This is a genomic window from Thermus neutrinimicus (assembly GCF_022760955.1).
GTDB classification, from domain to species: domain Bacteria; phylum Deinococcota; class Deinococci; order Deinococcales; family Thermaceae; genus Thermus; species Thermus neutrinimicus.
Window position 1 is genome coordinate 289,347 of the sequence record NZ_JAKTNU010000001.1, and the last position, 15,507, is coordinate 304,853.

Consider the following 15,507-nt stretch of genomic DNA (forward strand, 5'->3'; position numbering starts at 1 on the left):
TTATTCTAACTTGGAGATCTCCCGGGGGGGAGGTCCATGCTCGTAGGCTTTGAGCAGGGCCTTTATGGCCTTTCCCCGGTGGGAGTACCGGGCCTTTTCCTCCAGGGTCATCTCCGCGAAGGTCTTACCCGCCTCGGGCACGTAAAAGAGGGGGTCGTACCCGAAGCCCCCTTCCCCCCGAGGGGCCTCGAGGATGTACCCCTCCACCTGTCCCTGGTAAGCTTCCACATGCCCGTCGGGGTAGGCCAGGACTAACACCGCCAGGAAGCGGGCCTTGCGCCCCTCCCCTGTTAGGTGGCGCATCCTCTCCAGGAGGTAGACGTTCCGCTCCCGGTCGGTTTCCCTTCCCCCGTAGCGGGCGGAGTAGACCCCGGGTTCCCCCCCTAAGGCGGGCACCTCGAGGCCCGAGTCGTCCGCCAGGGCGGGAAGCCCCGTGGCTTTGGCCACGTAGGCGGCCTTGAGGAGGGCGTTTTCCAGGAAGGTGGAACCCTCCTCCTTGGGCAGGCGCAGGGGAAAATCGGCCAGGGAAAGAAGGGTCCAGCCCAAGGGGGCCAGGCCCTCCTTAAGCTCCCGCACCTTTCCGGGGTTGCCCGTGGCCAATACCAGGCGCATCCCCCTTAGGATACTCCCTTAAGGGACCGGACCACCTCTTCCGGGGAATCCAGTGGGGTAAGGAGGGCAAGGTCTTGGGGATCGATGGCCCCTTGGTCTTTTAGGGATTCCAGCCAGCTTAGAAGCCCTTGCCAGTACCTCCGGTCCAGGGCGAAGACGGGGAAGGGGTGGACCTTCTCCGTCTGGATGAGGACCAGGACCTCTGAGAGCTCATCCAGGGTGCCGAACCCTCCGGGCAGGAAGATGAAGGCGTGGGCGTAGCGCACGAAAAGGACCTTGCGCACGAAGAAATAGCGCAAGGTGAGGGTGTGGGTTTGGTAAGGGTTGGGCTTTTGCTCGTGGGGGAGCTCGATGTTCAGGCCCACGCTCACCCCCCCTGCCTCATAGGCCCCTCGGTTGACCGCCTCCATGACCCCACCCCCGCCGCCCGTCACCACCCCGAAGCCGGCTTCCGCCAGGGTCCTCCCTAACCGGTAGCCCAGGGTATAGGCGGGATGGCCTTCCCCGAAGCGGGCCGAGCCGAAGACGGAAACCAGGGGCACCTCTATCTCTGAAAGCGTTTCAAATCCCTCCACGAACTCCGCCAGGATGCGGAAAAGCCGCCAGGCATCCTCGTGGTGAAGCTGGTCTATCAAGGGCTTCTTGGGCATCACAGCTCCTCCAGGCTGACCTGCCTTAGCTCCTCCACCCTTACCCCCAGGCGCTCTGCCAGGTTGCGGTAGCTTTCCGGGTCCCCCGTGACGAAGTGCACCACTCGCCCTCGGCCCTCGGGGTTTAGGAGCCCTTCCTCCTTCAGGCCTCTGGCCACCGCCTCTGCCGTGGCCTCGGCGGAGTCGATGAGCCTCACCCCGGGCAGGACCTTGGCCAAGGTGCCCTTCAGGAAGGGGTAGTGGGTGCAGCCCAGGATCAGGGCCTCGAGGTCCTGGGGGGCGTCTTCCAGGTAGTGCCGGGCCACCAAGAGGGCCACGGGGTCATCCCAGAGCCCTTCCTCCACTAGGGGCACGAAGAGGGGGCAGGCCCTGGCCCAGGAAACCTCCACGTAGCGCTCGTAGGCCCGGCTTTCCACCGTGGCCTGGGTGCCGATGAGGCCCACCTTGCCGTACCCCTGGGCGGCCTTGGCCACGGGTTCCAGCACCCCGAAGACGGGCACCGAAAGATCCTCGGCCAGATCTGGAAGGGCCGCGGAGCTTGCCGTGTTGCAGGCCACCACGATGGCCTTGACCCCTTGCCGGAGCAAAAACCCCGCGATCTCCCAGGCAAAGCGTCGCACCATGGAAAGGGGTTTGCTGCCGTAGGGTACCCGGGCGGTGTCGCCGAAATAGAAAAAATCCTCCTGGGGTAGGGCCCGGCGCAAGGCGGAAAGCACCGTAAGCCCCCCTACCCCCGAGTCAAATACGCCGATGGGCCGCCTAGGGTCCTTCATGAGGCGCCATCATACCCTGGACGGAAAAAGGGGGGTGCTATACTATCAGGGTTGCCCCGGTGGGGGGGCAAGGGAGGTGCGCAAGTTGAGGCTGGTCACGTCCGAGTCGGTCACGGAAGGGCACCCGGATAAGCTGGCGGACCGGATCTCCGACGCCATCCTGGACGCCCTGATCGCCCAAGATAAGAAGGCCCGGGTAGCGGCGGAGACCCTAGTCACCACCGGGCTGGTGTTCGTGGCGGGGGAGATCTCCACCGAGGGGTATGTGGATATTCCCGGCCTGGTGCGCAAGACGGTGAGGGAGGTGGGCTACACCCGGGCCAAGTACGGCTTTGACGCGGATACCTGCGCGGTCCTCACCGCCATTGACGAGCAGTCCCCGGACATCGCCGGCGGGGTCAACCTCTCCTACGAGTGGCGGGTGCTCAAGTCCACGGATCCCCTGGACCGCACCGGCGCGGGAGATCAGGGCCTCATGTTCGGCTACGCCACCGACGAAACCCCGGAGCTCATGCCCCTGCCCATCACCCTGGCCCACCGCCTCACCATGCGCCTGGCGGAGGTGCGCAAGACGGGGCTTCTTCCCTATCTGCGCCCCGACGGCAAGGCCCAGGTCACCGTGGTCTACGAGGGGGACAGGCCCCTTTACGTGAAAACGGTGGTGGTCTCCGCCCAGCACTCCCCGGAGGTGGAGCAGGACCAGCTTCGCGAGGACCTGATCCGGGAGGTGGTGCGCCAGGCCGTTCCCCCTGAGTACCTGAAGGAAGGGGAGACGGAGTACCTCATCAACCCCTCGGGCCGCTTCATCCTGGGGGGGCCCCATGCGGACACCGGGCTCACCGGGCGCAAGATCATCGTGGACACCTATGGGGGAGCGGTGCCCCACGGGGGCGGGGCCTTCAGCGGCAAGGACCCCACCAAGGTGGACCGCTCCGCCAGCTACTATGCCCGCTACATGGCCAAGAACCTGGTGGCGGCGGGGCTTGCCCGGCGGGCCCTGGTGGAGCTGGCCTACGCCATCGGCAAGGCCAGGCCCGTTTCCCTGCGGGTGGAAACCTTCGGCACCGGGGCTTTGCCTGACGAGAAGCTTACGGAGATCGTAAGGCGGGTCTTTGACCCAAGGCCCTTGGCCATCATCGAGGAGCTGGACCTCCTCCGTCCCATCTACACCCCCACCAGCGCCTACGGCCACTTCGGCCGCGCGGGCTTCCCCTGGGAGGAAACCGACCGGGTGGAGGCCCTAAGGAGGGAAGCGGGCCTTTAAGGCCACCCCACCCTGGCGTAGCCAGGGTGGGGATTCCGGCAAGACCTGTTTCCGGGCCAGGTTTTGGACCCCCGGGGGAGTGCGGCCTCGCGAGAGGCTACCCCAGCTCGACGAAAGCCCAGGCGGGGATTTTCGTAAGGGGACTAGCCCACTTCCACCCGGTTTCTTCCCCGGCGTTTGGCTTGGTAAAGGGCTTCGTCGGCCCGTTTGAGGAGGGAAAGGGGGGAGTCTTCAGGGCGGGCCTCGGCCACGCCGATGCTCACGGAAAGCCCTGCCACCGGGGGAACCTTCAGGGCAGCCACCGCCTGGCGCACGCGTCCCGCCAGGCGCACGGCTTGGGCCAGGGGGGTTTCCGCCAGGAGGATGGCGAACTCCTCCCCCCCTAGGCGCACCGCCCGGTCGCTTTGCCGAAGTTGGCCTTCTAGGCAGTGGGCCAGGGTTTCGAGCACCCGGTCCCCCACAGGGTGGCCGTAGCGGTCATTCACCTGCTTGAAGTGGTCCAGGTCCAGGATCATGAGGGAGAGGGGCCGGCCATAGCGCCGGACGCGAAAGAGCTCTCTTTCCAAAACGAGATCCAGGTAGCGCCGGTTTCTGAGGCCGGTGAGGGGGTCGGTGTAGGCATCCATCTGGGCCTCGAGGTAACCCTCCTTAACCCGGACCAGCATGTAGAGCAGGCCCACGTAGGCCAGGTTGGCCCCGAAGAACTGGGCCAGGGCGTTGAGGTGCTCCGCATGGAAGTGGCCGCGGAAGGCCCCCATGAGGGAGAGGAGGAAGAGGGTGAGGAGGTAGAGAAGGGCCAGGCGCACCGCCTGCTGGGTTTGGAAGAAGAGAAAGCTGCTGAGGTACACGAAGGGGACCCAGTGCGCGGCCGGGGATAGGCCCAGGGGATTGGGCTTGAATAGGAGCTGGTAGGCTAAGGTGGCCAGGAGGTACGTGGCCACCAGCCCATGGACCAGGGGAAGAACCCAGGTGCTGGTGTGGGGAAAGCGCCATAGGGCTAAGGCTAGGAGGGCAAAGCTCAAGGCCAAGAGGGGAAGGAAGAGGCGGTCCACCGGGTCCAGTCCCACGGCCCTCGAGGTGGCCAAGGCCACCAGGGCCAGGAGGGCTCCCAGGGGCAAAAGCCACAGGGCCGTCTTGCGCCTCAAGGGATGCAGGGGATCCAGAAGCTCGAGGGTAGGGTACAAGCTACCTCCAGTATAGGGGATTCCCACCCGGGCCATGACCCCAGGATGCCCTGGCCCCCCTTAACGGACCCTTAACGGGCCTTCAGTCCTCCAGGTAGGTGTAGCCCTGAAGCTCCCGCACGTACCGCTCCAGGAAAGCCCCCTTCTCCACGGGGGAGAGGCGGCTTTGCCGCACCAGCCGCTCCACGCCCAGGGAGAGCTCCCGGGCGGTAAAGCCCATCTTCTCAATCACTTTTTCGGCGGTCTCCCCGGCAACGAAACGCTCTATGGCAAACCCTTCCTCATCCACCACCACATGGGCCTCCCCCACCTGGCCGAAGAGGTTATGGTTGCTGCCCAACACGTCCTGGTAGGCTCCCACCAAGAAGACCCCTAGGTAGTAGTCCTCCCCCGGGCGGATGGGGTGGACGGGGAGGCTCTGGCGCACGTCGTGCAGGTCGATGAAGCGGTCTATCTTGCCGTCGGAGTCGCAGGAGATGTCCACCAGGGTGGCCTGGCGGGTGGGGGGTTCGTGGAGGCGGCTTAGGGGGACGATGGGGAAGAGCTGGTGGATGGCCCAGGCGTCGGGAAGGCTTTGAAAGATGGAGAAGTTACAGACTAGCTTGTCGGCCAAGAGCTTCTCCAGGTCCTCAAACTCGTCGGGAGCGTAGGGAAGCTCCCGCACGATGGCATAGACCCGCCGGGCGATGTGGTAGAAGATCTCCTCCGCCAGGGCGCGGTCCCTTAGGGACACCAGCCCCAGGTCGTAAAGGGTCTGCAGGGTTTCCTTGTCCGCGAAGGCGTCGTGGTAGACCTCGCGGAAGTTCTTGGGGGAGAGGTTTTCCAGGCTCTCCCAAAGCTCCTTGACCAGGGGGTGGGCCTCCGCGGGCGGGGCAGAAGGCCGGGCCTCCCCCGGGGGGGTGATGACGTCGATGACCTCCAGGACCAAGACCTCATGGTAGGCGGTCACCGCCCGGCCCGACTCCGTGACCAGGGTGGGGTGGGGCTCCCCCTGGGCCTCCACCACCTCCTTGGTCACGTAGACCAGGTCCTCGGCGTACTCGGGAAGCGTGTAGTTGGCGGAGGCGTAGAAGTTGGTCTTGGAGCCGTCGTAGTCCACGGCCAGGCCCCCGCCCAGGTTCAGGTACTGGAGGGGAGCCCCAAGCTTCCGGAGCTGGACATAGGTCTGGGCCGCCTCCCGCACCGCCGCCTTGATCTTGCGGATATCCGTCACCTGGCTACCGATGTGGGCGTGGACCATCACCAGGGTGTCCAGGAGCCCCTCTTCCTTCAGGATCTCCACCGCCCGGATGATCTCCGGGGTGGTGAGGCCGAACTTGGCGTTTTCCCCGCCGCTGGCTTCCCACTGACCGGCCCCTTTGGCCTTCAGCTTGTAGCGGATGCCCAGCCTGGGCCGCACCCCCAGCTCCTTGGAGATGCGGATCACCCGGGGGAGCTCGGCGAACTTCTCCAGGGTGATGACCACGTTCCGGGAAAGCTTCCTTCCCATCAGGGCCAGGCGGATGAAGTCGTCGTCCTTGAAGCCGTTGGTGGTGATGAGGGCTTCCGGGGAGAGGTCCTGGGCCAGGATCAGGGCCAGCTCCGCCTTGCTCCCCGCCTCGAGGCCATAGTGGTAGGGCCTCCCCGCCTTGGCCACGGTCTCCAGCACCAGCCGGCGCTGGTTTACCTTCACGGGGTAGACCCCGCGGTAGCCACCCCCGTAGCCGTACTTTTCCATGGCTCTCTGAAAGGCCTCGTTTAGCTCCCGCACCCGGGCCTCGAGGATCTGGGGGAAGCGGAGCACCAGGGGCAAAGGCCGCCCCTCGTCCCTAAGGGCTTCCACGATCTCCAAAAGGGAAGCGGCAGGCCCCTCTGGACCCAAGGGGGTTACCTCCAGCTCCCCGTCCCGCCCCACCCGGAAGAACCCTGCCCCCCAGTAGGGCACCAGGTAGATTTCCTCAGCTTCCTTGGGGGAAAAGCGCCTGGCGGTTTTCAATCCCGTTCAACCTCCGCCCTTGAGTGTAGGGCGGAAGGGGCAGCTTGGGAAGGGGTGGGGCTCCGGTAAAGGTACCCCTCGCCCTCCCCGGGGATCTCCCCCGGGTCCACCAGGTAGAGGAAGGGGCCTCCCGCTTGGTTTACCAGGGCGTAGCCCCGTTCTTTGAGAAGCGGATGCAAGGCCCCCTCGGCTTGAAAGGCCAGGGGTACCGGCCCCACCTCTTTTAGGACCTCCTCCAAAAGGTCCAGCCAGCGGGCCAGTTGGGTGGGGTCCACGCTCGGGGGAACCGCAATCCGCACCGCCCCCCTTTTCTCCCCGAAGAGCCTAAACCGCCTTAAGAAACGCCTTAAGGTACGCTTCTCCTCCCCTGAGGGTTGGAAGGAAAAGTGCTTGTGGCCAAAGACGCTGAAGCGGAATCCCGCCGGGGATAAGGCCCTCAAGCGGCTTATGGTCCTCCTGTCCCCTACCCGGTGCCACCAGGAGAGCTCCACCGTGGGGAAGTCTTTGGCGTAGGCCTTGAAGCCCCCAGGATAGCCCCTATACCCCTTAAGGCCTTCCAGGATCAAGCCATGCCTCCAAAAAGGCCAGCCCCATCCGGCCCATCAAGGGGGTGATGGTGTGCCCGGCCCCTTCCTCCACAAACCGGGCCAGGCGGCCTTCAGGGTAATGGGGCCTTAAGGCCCCCACGGTTTGCTCCATGCGGGAAAGGGGCACGATCAGGTCCTTGGTGCCGTGGAGGTGAAAAAGGGGTACACCCCCATAGGCTTCCCCCCTTTGGGCAGGGGGGGTTTCGTAAAGGGCCAGGACCCGGGTATCCCGCACCTCCTGACCCTGGGGAAGCTTCATGGGGAAGCCGCTACCGATGAAGGCCAAGGCCCCTTCCGCCCGGAAACCCTGGGAAAGAAGCCAATGCACCACAAAGGCCCCCATGCTTCCTCCCGCCAGGAAAAGGGGTAGGCCGAAGCGCGCCTTGGCCTCCTGGGCCACGCCCTTGGCCTCCTCGGCGAAGGCCAGGGCTATCTGGTAAACCTCCTCCACATACCTAGGGCTTTTGGAGGAGGGGGGCGGGCCTCCCCGTCCCCCGTGCCTTGGAGCGTCAAAGGCCAGGAGAAGGAAGCCTTTTTCCGCATACCCTGGGAGGAGGGAAAGGATATGTTCCCTGGAGCCCTGAAGCCCGTGAAGGGCGAGGAGCAGGGCCCTTGGGCGCTCAGGGATGTGGGCCAGCACGCTTTGCCCTGCCAGGGTGAGGGTTTCTTTCCGCATCCTGCTTCCCCTCAGGTGAAAAGGCTGGACACCGACTCACCCCGGTGGATGCGCCAGATGGCCTCGGCGAAGATGGGGGCCACGGGGAGGGTCTTGAGCTTGGGGCCTTCCTTGGGGGGGCAGGTGTCGGTGGCGGCCACCTCCTTGACCGGGCTTTGGGCGATGCGCTCCAGGGCCGGGCCCACATAGACCCCGTGGGTGGCGGCGGCGTAGACTTCCTTGGCCCCCGCCTGCAACAGGGCCTCCACCGCCTCCACCAGGCTTCCGGCGGTGGAGATCTCGTCGTCCACGATCAGGGCGGTTTTCCCCTTCACCTCCCCCACCAGCATCCTGACCCGCACCTCGGTGTCGGAGACCCGTTCCTTGTCGATGAAGGCCAGGGGAAGGCGGAGGCGCCGGGCCAGGGAGCTGGCCCTTTTCAGGTCGCCGGCATCCGGGGCCACCACCACGGCGTTTTCCAGGTCCACCCGGGTGGCGAAGTGGTTGGCGATGACGGGCTCGGCGGAAAGGTGATCCACGGGTACCTTGAAGAAGCCGTGGACCTGGGGGGAGTGCAGGGTCATGGTGAGGACCCGGTCGGCCCCGGCGGTCTGAAGGAGGTCGGCGATGAGCCGGGCGGCGATGGAGATGCGGGGGGCGTCCTTCTTGTCGCTGCGGGCATAGGAGAAGTAGGGGATGACCGCCGTGACCCGAGCGGCGCTGGCTCCCTTGGCGGCGTCCACCATCATGAGGAGTTCCATGAGGTGGTCCTGCACCGGAGGGGTCAGGGACTGGACGATGAAGACGTCCCCTTCCCTCAGGCTTTCCTCAAAGCGCACGAAGAGGTTGTCGTTGGCGAAGCGCTGGGTGGTGCTTTTGCCCAAGGGCAGGCCTAAGGCTTCGGCGATGGCTTGGGCCAGGGGTTTGTTGGACTGGCCGGAGAAGATCAGGAGGGGGCGGTCCATGCCGTTCCCCAAGATACCATGGGAGAGGGGTATACCCGAGCTGGCCTCGAGGGGGTTACTCAGGCCAGCCCCGAAGGGGCTATCTAGAGGAGGGTAAGGCCCTCCTGCAAGGGCGTGGTGACCTCCGGACCCGTGGGGTGCAGGTAGACGTTGACCTCGGTGCGCACCCCGAAGCCAGGCAGGTAAAGCCCGGGTTCCACGGTGAAGGCCAGCCCCGGCACCAAGGGGCGGAAGTCGTGGGTTTCCAGGTCATCCAGGTGGGGACCTGAGCCGTGGACCTCCTCCCCCAGGTTATGCCCCGTGCGGTGGCGGATGTAGGGGCCAAAGCCTTCGGCCTCCAGAAACTTCCGGGCCACCTGGTCCACCTCAAAGCCCCTGGGGTAGCGCCCCTTTCCGTAGGCTTCGGCCACGAAGCGGATGGCCTCGTCCCGCGCCCTGGCCACCGCTTGGAAGGCCCGGTGGGCAGCCTCGAGGGGCCTTAGGCCAGCCATCCAGGTGATGTCGGCGTAGACCCCTCCTTCTTCCTTGGCCCAGAGGTCCAGGAGCACCACTTCCCCCTCCTCGAGGGCCTTTCCCGTGGGCGCATGGTGGGGATTGGCGGCGTTTTGGCCGAAGGCCACCATGGGGGGGTGGTCGAATACCAGGCCCCGTTCCTCCAGGGCTTGAACCAAGATGGCCTGCACCGCCTGTTCCGTGGACCTAGGGTTTTGGCGCAGGAAGGCTATGGCCCGGTCCCTGGCGGCCACCAAGCCCTCCACCGCCCGGCGGTGGCTCTTTAGCTTTTCCTCTCCCCAGGTTTGGAAGAGGAGGAGCAAAGGCCAGGAGGAGGCGAGCTCGAGGCCCATCCCCCTAAGGAGGTCCAAACTGCCCCCGTCCACCCGGGACAGGTAGGGGATGAGCCCCCCTGGCACGTACTCCAAGGCGATGCGCCTTTTCCCTTCCAAAAGCCCCGAAAGGGCTTCCAGGTACCCCCGCCAGGTGTGGTAGGTGCGCCTTTTCCCGGGGAGAGGGGGGAAGAGGCTTTCCTCTATGGCGTGGCAGAGGAGGGTGGGTTCCCCTTCCTGGGGGATGAGGTAGGCGAAGCGGCGGGTTAGGTGAAGGGGGGTGAGGGAAAGGACCTGGAGGGCCAAGGGATTGCTCCGGCCAAAGGAGAGGAGGAGCCAAGCGTCCAGCCTCTCTTCCCTGAGGACTTCCTGCACGCGGGCGAGCTCCACGTTCCCATGCTACCCCTTGGAACCCACCTCACCTTTCCGTACCCCTGACGTGCTACGTTAGGGGGTAGGGAGGTTTGGAAGATGCTGGAGACGCAGGAGGCGGTAATCCGCATTACCCCCATGGCGGCGGAAAAGGCCAAGGAGATCCTGGCCCGCTACGGCAAGGAGCACGCCGCCATCCGGGTCTACATCAAGTCCGGGGGGTGCTCGGGTTTCCAGTACGGCATGGCCGTGGACGAGAGGGAGCTTCCGGGGGACACCTGGGTGGAGATGCACGGGGTGCGCCTGGTGGTGGACCCCATGTCCCTGCCCTACCTGGTGGGATCGGAGATCGACTGGGTGGAGAGCCTCATGGGTGGCGGGTTCACCGTCCACAACCCGAACGCCGCGGGCACCTGCGGCTGCGGCCACTCCTTCCGCACCAAGGACCAAGAGGGGGAGGCCCGCACCTGCGGCCACTGATTCCCGTTTGGAGTGCCCTTCGGGGCCCTAATCTTGGGCCCCTTTAACCTTCTTCCCATTGACCTTCATGGGAGGCGCCGTATAATAGCCTCGGCCACTAAGGATAGTGCCGCGACCACGAAAGGAGGCCGTATGAGAAAAGTAGGCAAACTGGCTGTACTCGGTTTAACCGCCTTGGGTCTGGCCCTGGCAGGCCCCCAGGACAACAGCCTGGTCATTGGGGCTTCCCAGGAGCCCAGGGTGCTGGCGGGGGACTTCCTCAGCATCATCTCCAACCAGGCCATCAAGAGCGAGATAGAAGGCTACCTCTTTGCGCCCTTTATCGGCTTTAACGCGGATAGCCAGAACTTCCCCGTCCTGGCCACCGAGGTGCCCACCCAGCAGAACGGGCGCCTGCGGGTGACGGACATCGGGGGAGGCAAGAAACGGTTGGAGATGGACCTCACCATCCGCCCCGATGCCCGCTGGTCCGACGGCAAGCCCATCACCACCGAGGACGTGCAGTTCTACTTTGAGGTGGGCAAGGCCAAGGGCATGCCCCTCCTGAACCCGGACTACTGGGAGCGGGTTAACCTCAGGGTCAAGGACGCCCGCAACTTCACCGTCATCTTTGAGCCCGCCTACTACTACGACACCTATGGCTCCCCCATGGGCTACGCTCCCAAGCACATCATGGGGGCGGAGTGGGAAAAGGTGAAGGCGGCGGCCCGCAACCTGGACCCTGACAAGGATGCGGAGAAGCTCAATGAGCTCTACCGCAACTTCTTCCTCAAGTTCTCCACCCCTCAGGCCCTGAACCGGGGGGCCATGGTCTACTCCGGGGCCTTCAAGCTAAAGCGCTGGGTGCCGGGGAACTCCATCGAGATGGAGCGGAACCCGAACTTCCCCATCAAGCCCGAGGGTGGGGAGAGCAAGTACGTGCAGAAGGTGGTCTACCGCTTCATCCAAAACACCAACTCCCTCCTGGTGGCGGTGATCGGCGGTTCCATCGACGCCACCTCCAGCGTTTCCCTCACCTTTGACCAGGGCCGCAGCCGGCAGCTCACCTCCCGGGCCCCCGGCCGCTTTGACATCTGGTTCGTGCCCGGAGCCATCTGGGAGCACATTGACATCAACAAGTTCAGCAACTGCCAGCAGGTGAAGGACCTGGGCCTGGACGATGTGCGGACCCGTCAGGCTATCCTTCATGCCCTGAACCGGGAAGGGCTGGTGAAGGCCTTCTTTGACGGGCTCCAGCCCGTGGCCCACACCTGGATTGCTCCCGTCAACCCCCTCTTCAACCCCAACGTTCAGAAGTACCCCTTTGACCTGAAGAAGGCCGAGGCCCTCCTGGCGCAGATGGGGTGGAGGAAGGGTCCGGATGGCATCCTCCAGCGCACCGTGGGCGGGCGCACCGTTCGCTTCGAGATCGAGTACGTGACCACCGCGGGCAACGCCATCCGCGAGCGCACCCAGCAGTTCTTCGCCGAGGACCTGAAGAAGATCGGCATCGCCGTCAAGATCAACAACGCCCCCAGCGCCGTGGTCTTCTCCGACGACTACATCCAGCGGGCCAGCGAGTGCAAGTGGACCGGGATGTTTGAGTTCGCCTGGGTTTCCAGCCTGGCGGAGGATGGCTCCCTCTTCCAGTACAAGAACCTGAACACCGGGGCCATCATGGTGCCCACCAAGGAGAACAACTACCAGGGTCAGAACATCGGCGGCTGGCGGAACGACGAGTTCGACCGCCTGACCAGCCAGGGGGTCTTGGAGTTCGACGAGGCCAAGCGGAAGCAGCTCTTCTGGAAGGCTCAGGAGATCTGGGCGGAGGAGCTTCCCGCTCTGCCCCTTTACTTCCGCGCCAACCCCTACGTGGTGCGTAAGGGCCTGGTCAACTACGTGGCCAGCGCCTATGCGGGCGGCTTCGGCTACCCCGGCTGGAACGCCTGGGAGATCGGCTGGGAAAGCCGCGGCGCCGTGAAGAAGTGGGACCAGGCGAAGTACGCCCTTTCCGTCAAGTAGCCTGGGTGGTATAGTGGTGCCCGCTGGGCTAAAAGCCCAGCGGGCTTTTTGAGTCAAAAAACAGGAGGTACAAAGGTGTTTGCCTACACGGTGCGCAGGCTTTTGCAGATGATCCCCTTGCTTCTTGCCGCCAGCGTGGTGATCTACGCCCTGCTGGCCCTGCAGCCAGGGGATCCTTTGGAAGAACTGAAGCGGCAGAACCCCCGCATGACCGCTGAGCAGTTTGAGGCCTTGAAGCGGGCCTACGGCCTGGACCAGCCCCTCCACATCCGCTACTTCAAGTGGCTCTCCCGGGCGGTGCGGGGGGACCTTGGTTATAGCCGCACCTACGGCATCCCGGCCGCGGAGTACATCTTTGCCCAGCGCTTGCCCAAGACCCTGATCCTCTCCGGACTGGCCCTGACCCTGGCCTTGGTGGTGGCCATCCCAGTGGGGGTCTTCTCTGCGGTGCGCCAGTATTCCTTGGCGGATTACCTCATCACCTTCCTGTCCTTCGTGGGGTTCTCCATGCCCGTCTTCTTCCTGGGCATCCTTCTCCTCTACCTTTTCGCCATCTGGTTACCCGACCACATCCCCGGCTTCCCCCGTTTCCCCACCGGGGGGGTGCCCGGGGTGCTTTGGGAGGATGTGCGCTCGGGGAGTATCAGCCTGGCCTACTTCTTTGCCCAGTGGGCCTGGCACCTCATCCTGCCGGTCATCGCCCTTTCCTCCTTGCAGATGGCGGAGTGGACCCGGTTCATGCGGGCCTCCTTGCTGGAGGTGCTTTCCCAGGACTACATCCGCACCGCCCGGGCCAAGGGCTTGGCCGAGCGGGTGGTGCTCTACAAGCACGCCCTTAGGAACGCTCTTATCCCCATCGTGACCCTGGTGGGCCTGGCCATCCCCGGGGTATTGGGCGGGGCCACCATCACCGAGACCATCTTCAGTTACCCCGGCATGGGGCGGGCCATCTTTGACGCCCTGGTGGAGAAGGACTACAACGTGGCCATGGCGGCCTTGGCCTTCTTGGCCTTGATGACGGCGCTTTTCAACCTGCTGGCGGACCTGGCCTATGCGGTGGTGGACCCCCGCATCCGCTACAGCTAGAGGTGCATCATGGCGACACAAGTTTTGAAAGCCAAGCCCCGGACCTTCTTCGGCCTTTTCTGGCGCCGCTTCAGGCGGCACAAGATGGCCATGGCGGGGTTGGTGGTCATCCTTCTCCTGATCCTCATGGCCATCTTTGCCCCCTGGATCGCCCCTTACGACCCCACCGCCCAGCCCACGGGCGAGGACGTGGGCCAGTACTACTTCAATCCCCCTTCCCGGGAGCACCTTTTGGGCACCGATGACCTGGGCCGGGATGTGCTCTCCCGCATCATCTACGGTTCCCGCATCTCCCTTTTGGTGGGCTTTGCCGTGGCCTTTTCCAGCGTCATCCTGGGTACCATCATGGGCACCCTGGCAGGGTACTTCTCGGGCCGGCCCTTGCGGTTCTACCTGGGCCCCTTAAGGCGGGAGCGGGAGGGGTTTTACCCTTGGAGCTTTGCCCTGTGGCGGGTGTTCTCCTGGTTCCTCTACTACGGGGTCTTGTACCTGGCCCTTTCCATCGCCTGGACCTTGGCTGAGGAGGGTATTCGGGCGGGAAGCGTGGGAAGCTATCTGGGCTTTGGCCTTACCTTGGCCCTGGTCCTCTGGGCAGCCTGGTATGGGCTTAAGGGGCAGATCCGCCTGGATCTGGACGTGGCCATAAGCCGCCTCATCGACTTCATGCTCACCATTCCCACCCTGCCCCTTCTTCTGGTGCTCTCCGCCTTGTTGCGCGACCCCGGGGTAAAGGTGGGGCAGTGGGCCCAGGGAGTCTTCGGCGATGCGGCCAGCGTTTTCATCATCATCACCATCCTGGTGCTCTTCGGCTGGCTGGGCACGGCCCGGCTGGTGCGGGGTAACATCCTTTCCCTGAGGGAGCAGGACTATGCCACCGCTGCCCAGGCCCTGGGGGCCAGCGATGCCCGGATCATGTTCCGGCACCTGGTGCCCAACACCTTGGCGCCCTTGATCGTGCAGGCCACCTTGCAGATCGGCGGGGCCATTTTGGTGGAAGCGGCCCTTTCCTTCCTGGGCTTTGGCATCCAGCCCCCGGTGGCCACCTGGGGCAACATGCTCACCAATGCCCAGGAGTACATCTTCACCGCGCCCTGGCTGGCCCTGCCCCCGGGGTTCATGATCTTCATCACCGTCTTGGCCTTTAACTACCTGGGGGATGGGCTTCGGGATGCTTTGGACCCGAGGAGCCGCCTCTAGTACCACCCTACCTTGGCATTGGCCAAGGTGGGGGCCCTGGCAACACCGCCCCATCCTGGCTTTCTCGGCGGTTTCCAGCCCTCTTGGGGGTGGGGATTTCCGGGAGGAGATTAGCTAGGGGTTAGCTTTTCTGGGGGATAGGCGGCCTCGAGGAAATACAACCCCTGGGGCGGCGCCGAGGGGCCCGCTTGGCTCCGGTCCTGGCTTTGCAGGATGAGCCGGATGCTTTCCGGGGGGCGCTTGCCCAGACCCACCTCCAGGAGGGTCCCCACCATGCCCCGCACCTGGCCCCTCAAGAAGCTTTGCCCCCGGAAGTAGAAGCGAAGCTCCGGGCCGAGCTCCCCTTCCACCTCCTCCATGCGGGCCTCATAAAGCTCCCTTTCCCCTGCCCGCACCTCTTCCTTAGAGAAGCCCAGGAAGCTGTGCCGGCCCGGAAGGAGGGCCAGGGCCTCCCGTATGGCCTCGAGGTCCAAGGTGTGGCGAACCCAAAGGGCCCGGTGGCGGAGGAGGGGGGAGGGGTAGGGCCTCAGGAGGATGCGGTAATGGTAGGCCCGCCAAAGGGCGTCCTTGCGGGCATGGAAGTCTGGAGCCACCTCCTTGGCGGCGATCACCTTCAGGTCCTCGGGGAGGAGGCGGTTTAGGGCCTCGGGGATCCTTTCCGCGGGGATCCGGCTCAGGAGGTCAAGGTGGAAGGGCATGGCCAGGGCGTGCACCCCAGCGTCCGTGCGGCCCGCGGCCACCGCCTTGGGCAGGGCCCCGATTTCCGGCAACACCCTTTCCAGCTCCCCCTGCACGGTGCGCAGGCCCGGTCGCTGGCGCTGAAGCCCAGCGAAATGGGTTCCGTCGTACTCGGCAAGGATCAGGATGCGGCGCACGCTTTAA

The 15,507-nt window shown here is 64.9% G+C and carries 15 protein-coding genes; 5 read left to right on the plus strand and 10 right to left on the minus strand.

Annotated elements, in window-relative coordinates; genetic code table 11:
• The 3 genes from rdgB to murI are packed head-to-tail and all read right to left on the minus strand — an operon-like array spanning position 1 to position 2,035.
• Positions 1-612, minus strand: a complete 612-nt coding sequence (gene rdgB, locus L0C59_RS01565; RefSeq protein ID WP_243089400.1) for an RdgB/HAM1 family non-canonical purine NTP pyrophosphatase — start codon at positions 610-612, stop codon at positions 1-3.
• Between the two features lie 5 nt (positions 613-617).
• On the minus strand, positions 618-1,262 hold the full coding sequence (locus L0C59_RS01570; RefSeq protein ID WP_243089401.1) for an LOG family protein: 645 nt from the start codon (positions 1,260-1,262) through the stop codon (positions 618-620).
• On the minus strand, positions 1,262-2,035 hold the full coding sequence (gene murI, locus L0C59_RS01575; protein WP_243089402.1) for a glutamate racemase: 774 nt from the start codon (positions 2,033-2,035) through the stop codon (positions 1,262-1,264). Before murI ends, L0C59_RS01570 begins: the two co-directional genes overlap by 1 nt.
• 85 nt (positions 2,036-2,120) lie before the next feature.
• Here murI and metK point away from each other — a divergent pair, with 85 nt between their 5' ends.
• On the plus strand, positions 2,121-3,299 hold the full coding sequence (metK, locus tag L0C59_RS01580) for a methionine adenosyltransferase (RefSeq protein WP_243089518.1): 1,179 nt from the start codon (positions 2,121-2,123) through the stop codon (positions 3,297-3,299).
• Between the two features lie 143 nt (positions 3,300-3,442).
• On the opposite strand, the gene L0C59_RS01585 is transcribed toward metK, so the two are convergent.
• The 6 genes from L0C59_RS01585 to L0C59_RS01610 form a co-directional block, all read right to left on the minus strand.
• Positions 3,443-4,519: a GGDEF domain-containing protein gene (locus L0C59_RS01585; RefSeq protein ID WP_243089403.1), complete on the minus strand. Its 1,077-nt coding sequence runs from the start codon at positions 4,517-4,519 to the stop codon at positions 3,443-3,445.
• Positions 4,520-4,565: 46 nt separating this feature from the next.
• Positions 4,566-6,458, minus strand: a complete 1,893-nt coding sequence (gene speA / locus L0C59_RS01590) for a biosynthetic arginine decarboxylase (protein WP_243089404.1) — start codon at positions 6,456-6,458, stop codon at positions 4,566-4,568.
• On the minus strand, positions 6,455-7,024 hold the full coding sequence (locus L0C59_RS01595) for a DUF72 domain-containing protein (protein ID WP_243089405.1): 570 nt from the start codon (positions 7,022-7,024) through the stop codon (positions 6,455-6,457). The genes speA and L0C59_RS01595 overlap by 4 nt, the downstream gene beginning before the upstream one ends.
• Complete coding sequence (locus L0C59_RS01600; protein WP_243089406.1) at positions 7,005-7,721, minus strand: alpha/beta hydrolase; 717 nt, start codon at positions 7,719-7,721, stop codon at positions 7,005-7,007. The genes L0C59_RS01595 and L0C59_RS01600 overlap by 20 nt, the downstream gene beginning before the upstream one ends.
• Before the next feature lie 11 nt (positions 7,722-7,732).
• Positions 7,733-8,665 (minus strand): ribose-phosphate diphosphokinase, encoded by a 933-nt coding sequence (locus tag L0C59_RS01605; RefSeq protein ID WP_243089407.1) that lies wholly within the window; start codon positions 8,663-8,665, stop codon positions 7,733-7,735.
• An 83-nt stretch (positions 8,666-8,748) separates the two neighbouring features.
• Entirely contained in the window at positions 8,749-9,879 is a 1,131-nt protein-coding gene (locus tag L0C59_RS01610; RefSeq protein WP_243089408.1) for a M24 family metallopeptidase, read from the minus strand.
• 81 nt (positions 9,880-9,960) lie between these two features.
• Here L0C59_RS01610 and erpA point away from each other — a divergent pair, with 81 nt between their 5' ends.
• The 4 genes from erpA (at position 9,961) to L0C59_RS01630 (ending at position 14,625) form a co-directional block, all read left to right on the plus strand.
• Positions 9,961-10,341: an iron-sulfur cluster insertion protein ErpA gene (erpA, locus tag L0C59_RS01615; protein WP_243089411.1), complete on the plus strand. Its 381-nt coding sequence runs from the start codon at positions 9,961-9,963 to the stop codon at positions 10,339-10,341.
• Positions 10,342-10,473: 132 nt separating this feature from the next.
• Positions 10,474-12,342: a peptide ABC transporter substrate-binding protein gene (locus L0C59_RS01620; RefSeq protein WP_243089413.1), complete on the plus strand. Its 1,869-nt coding sequence runs from the start codon at positions 10,474-10,476 to the stop codon at positions 12,340-12,342.
• A gap of 75 nt (positions 12,343-12,417) precedes the next feature.
• Entirely contained in the window at positions 12,418-13,428 is a 1,011-nt protein-coding gene (locus L0C59_RS01625; RefSeq protein WP_243089415.1) for an ABC transporter permease, read from the plus strand.
• A 9-nt stretch (positions 13,429-13,437) separates the two neighbouring features.
• Positions 13,438-14,625 carry an ABC transporter permease gene (locus L0C59_RS01630; protein ID WP_243089417.1) on the plus strand — a complete coding sequence of 396 codons (1,188 nt, stop codon included), beginning with the start codon at positions 13,438-13,440 and terminating at the stop codon, positions 14,623-14,625.
• 110 nt (positions 14,626-14,735) lie between these two features.
• On the opposite strand, the gene truA is transcribed toward L0C59_RS01630, so the two are convergent.
• Positions 14,736-15,500 carry a tRNA pseudouridine(38-40) synthase TruA gene (gene truA, locus L0C59_RS01635; protein ID WP_243089419.1) on the minus strand — a complete coding sequence of 255 codons (765 nt, stop codon included), beginning with the start codon at positions 15,498-15,500 and terminating at the stop codon, positions 14,736-14,738.
• Between the last annotated feature and the right edge of the window lie 7 nt (positions 15,501-15,507).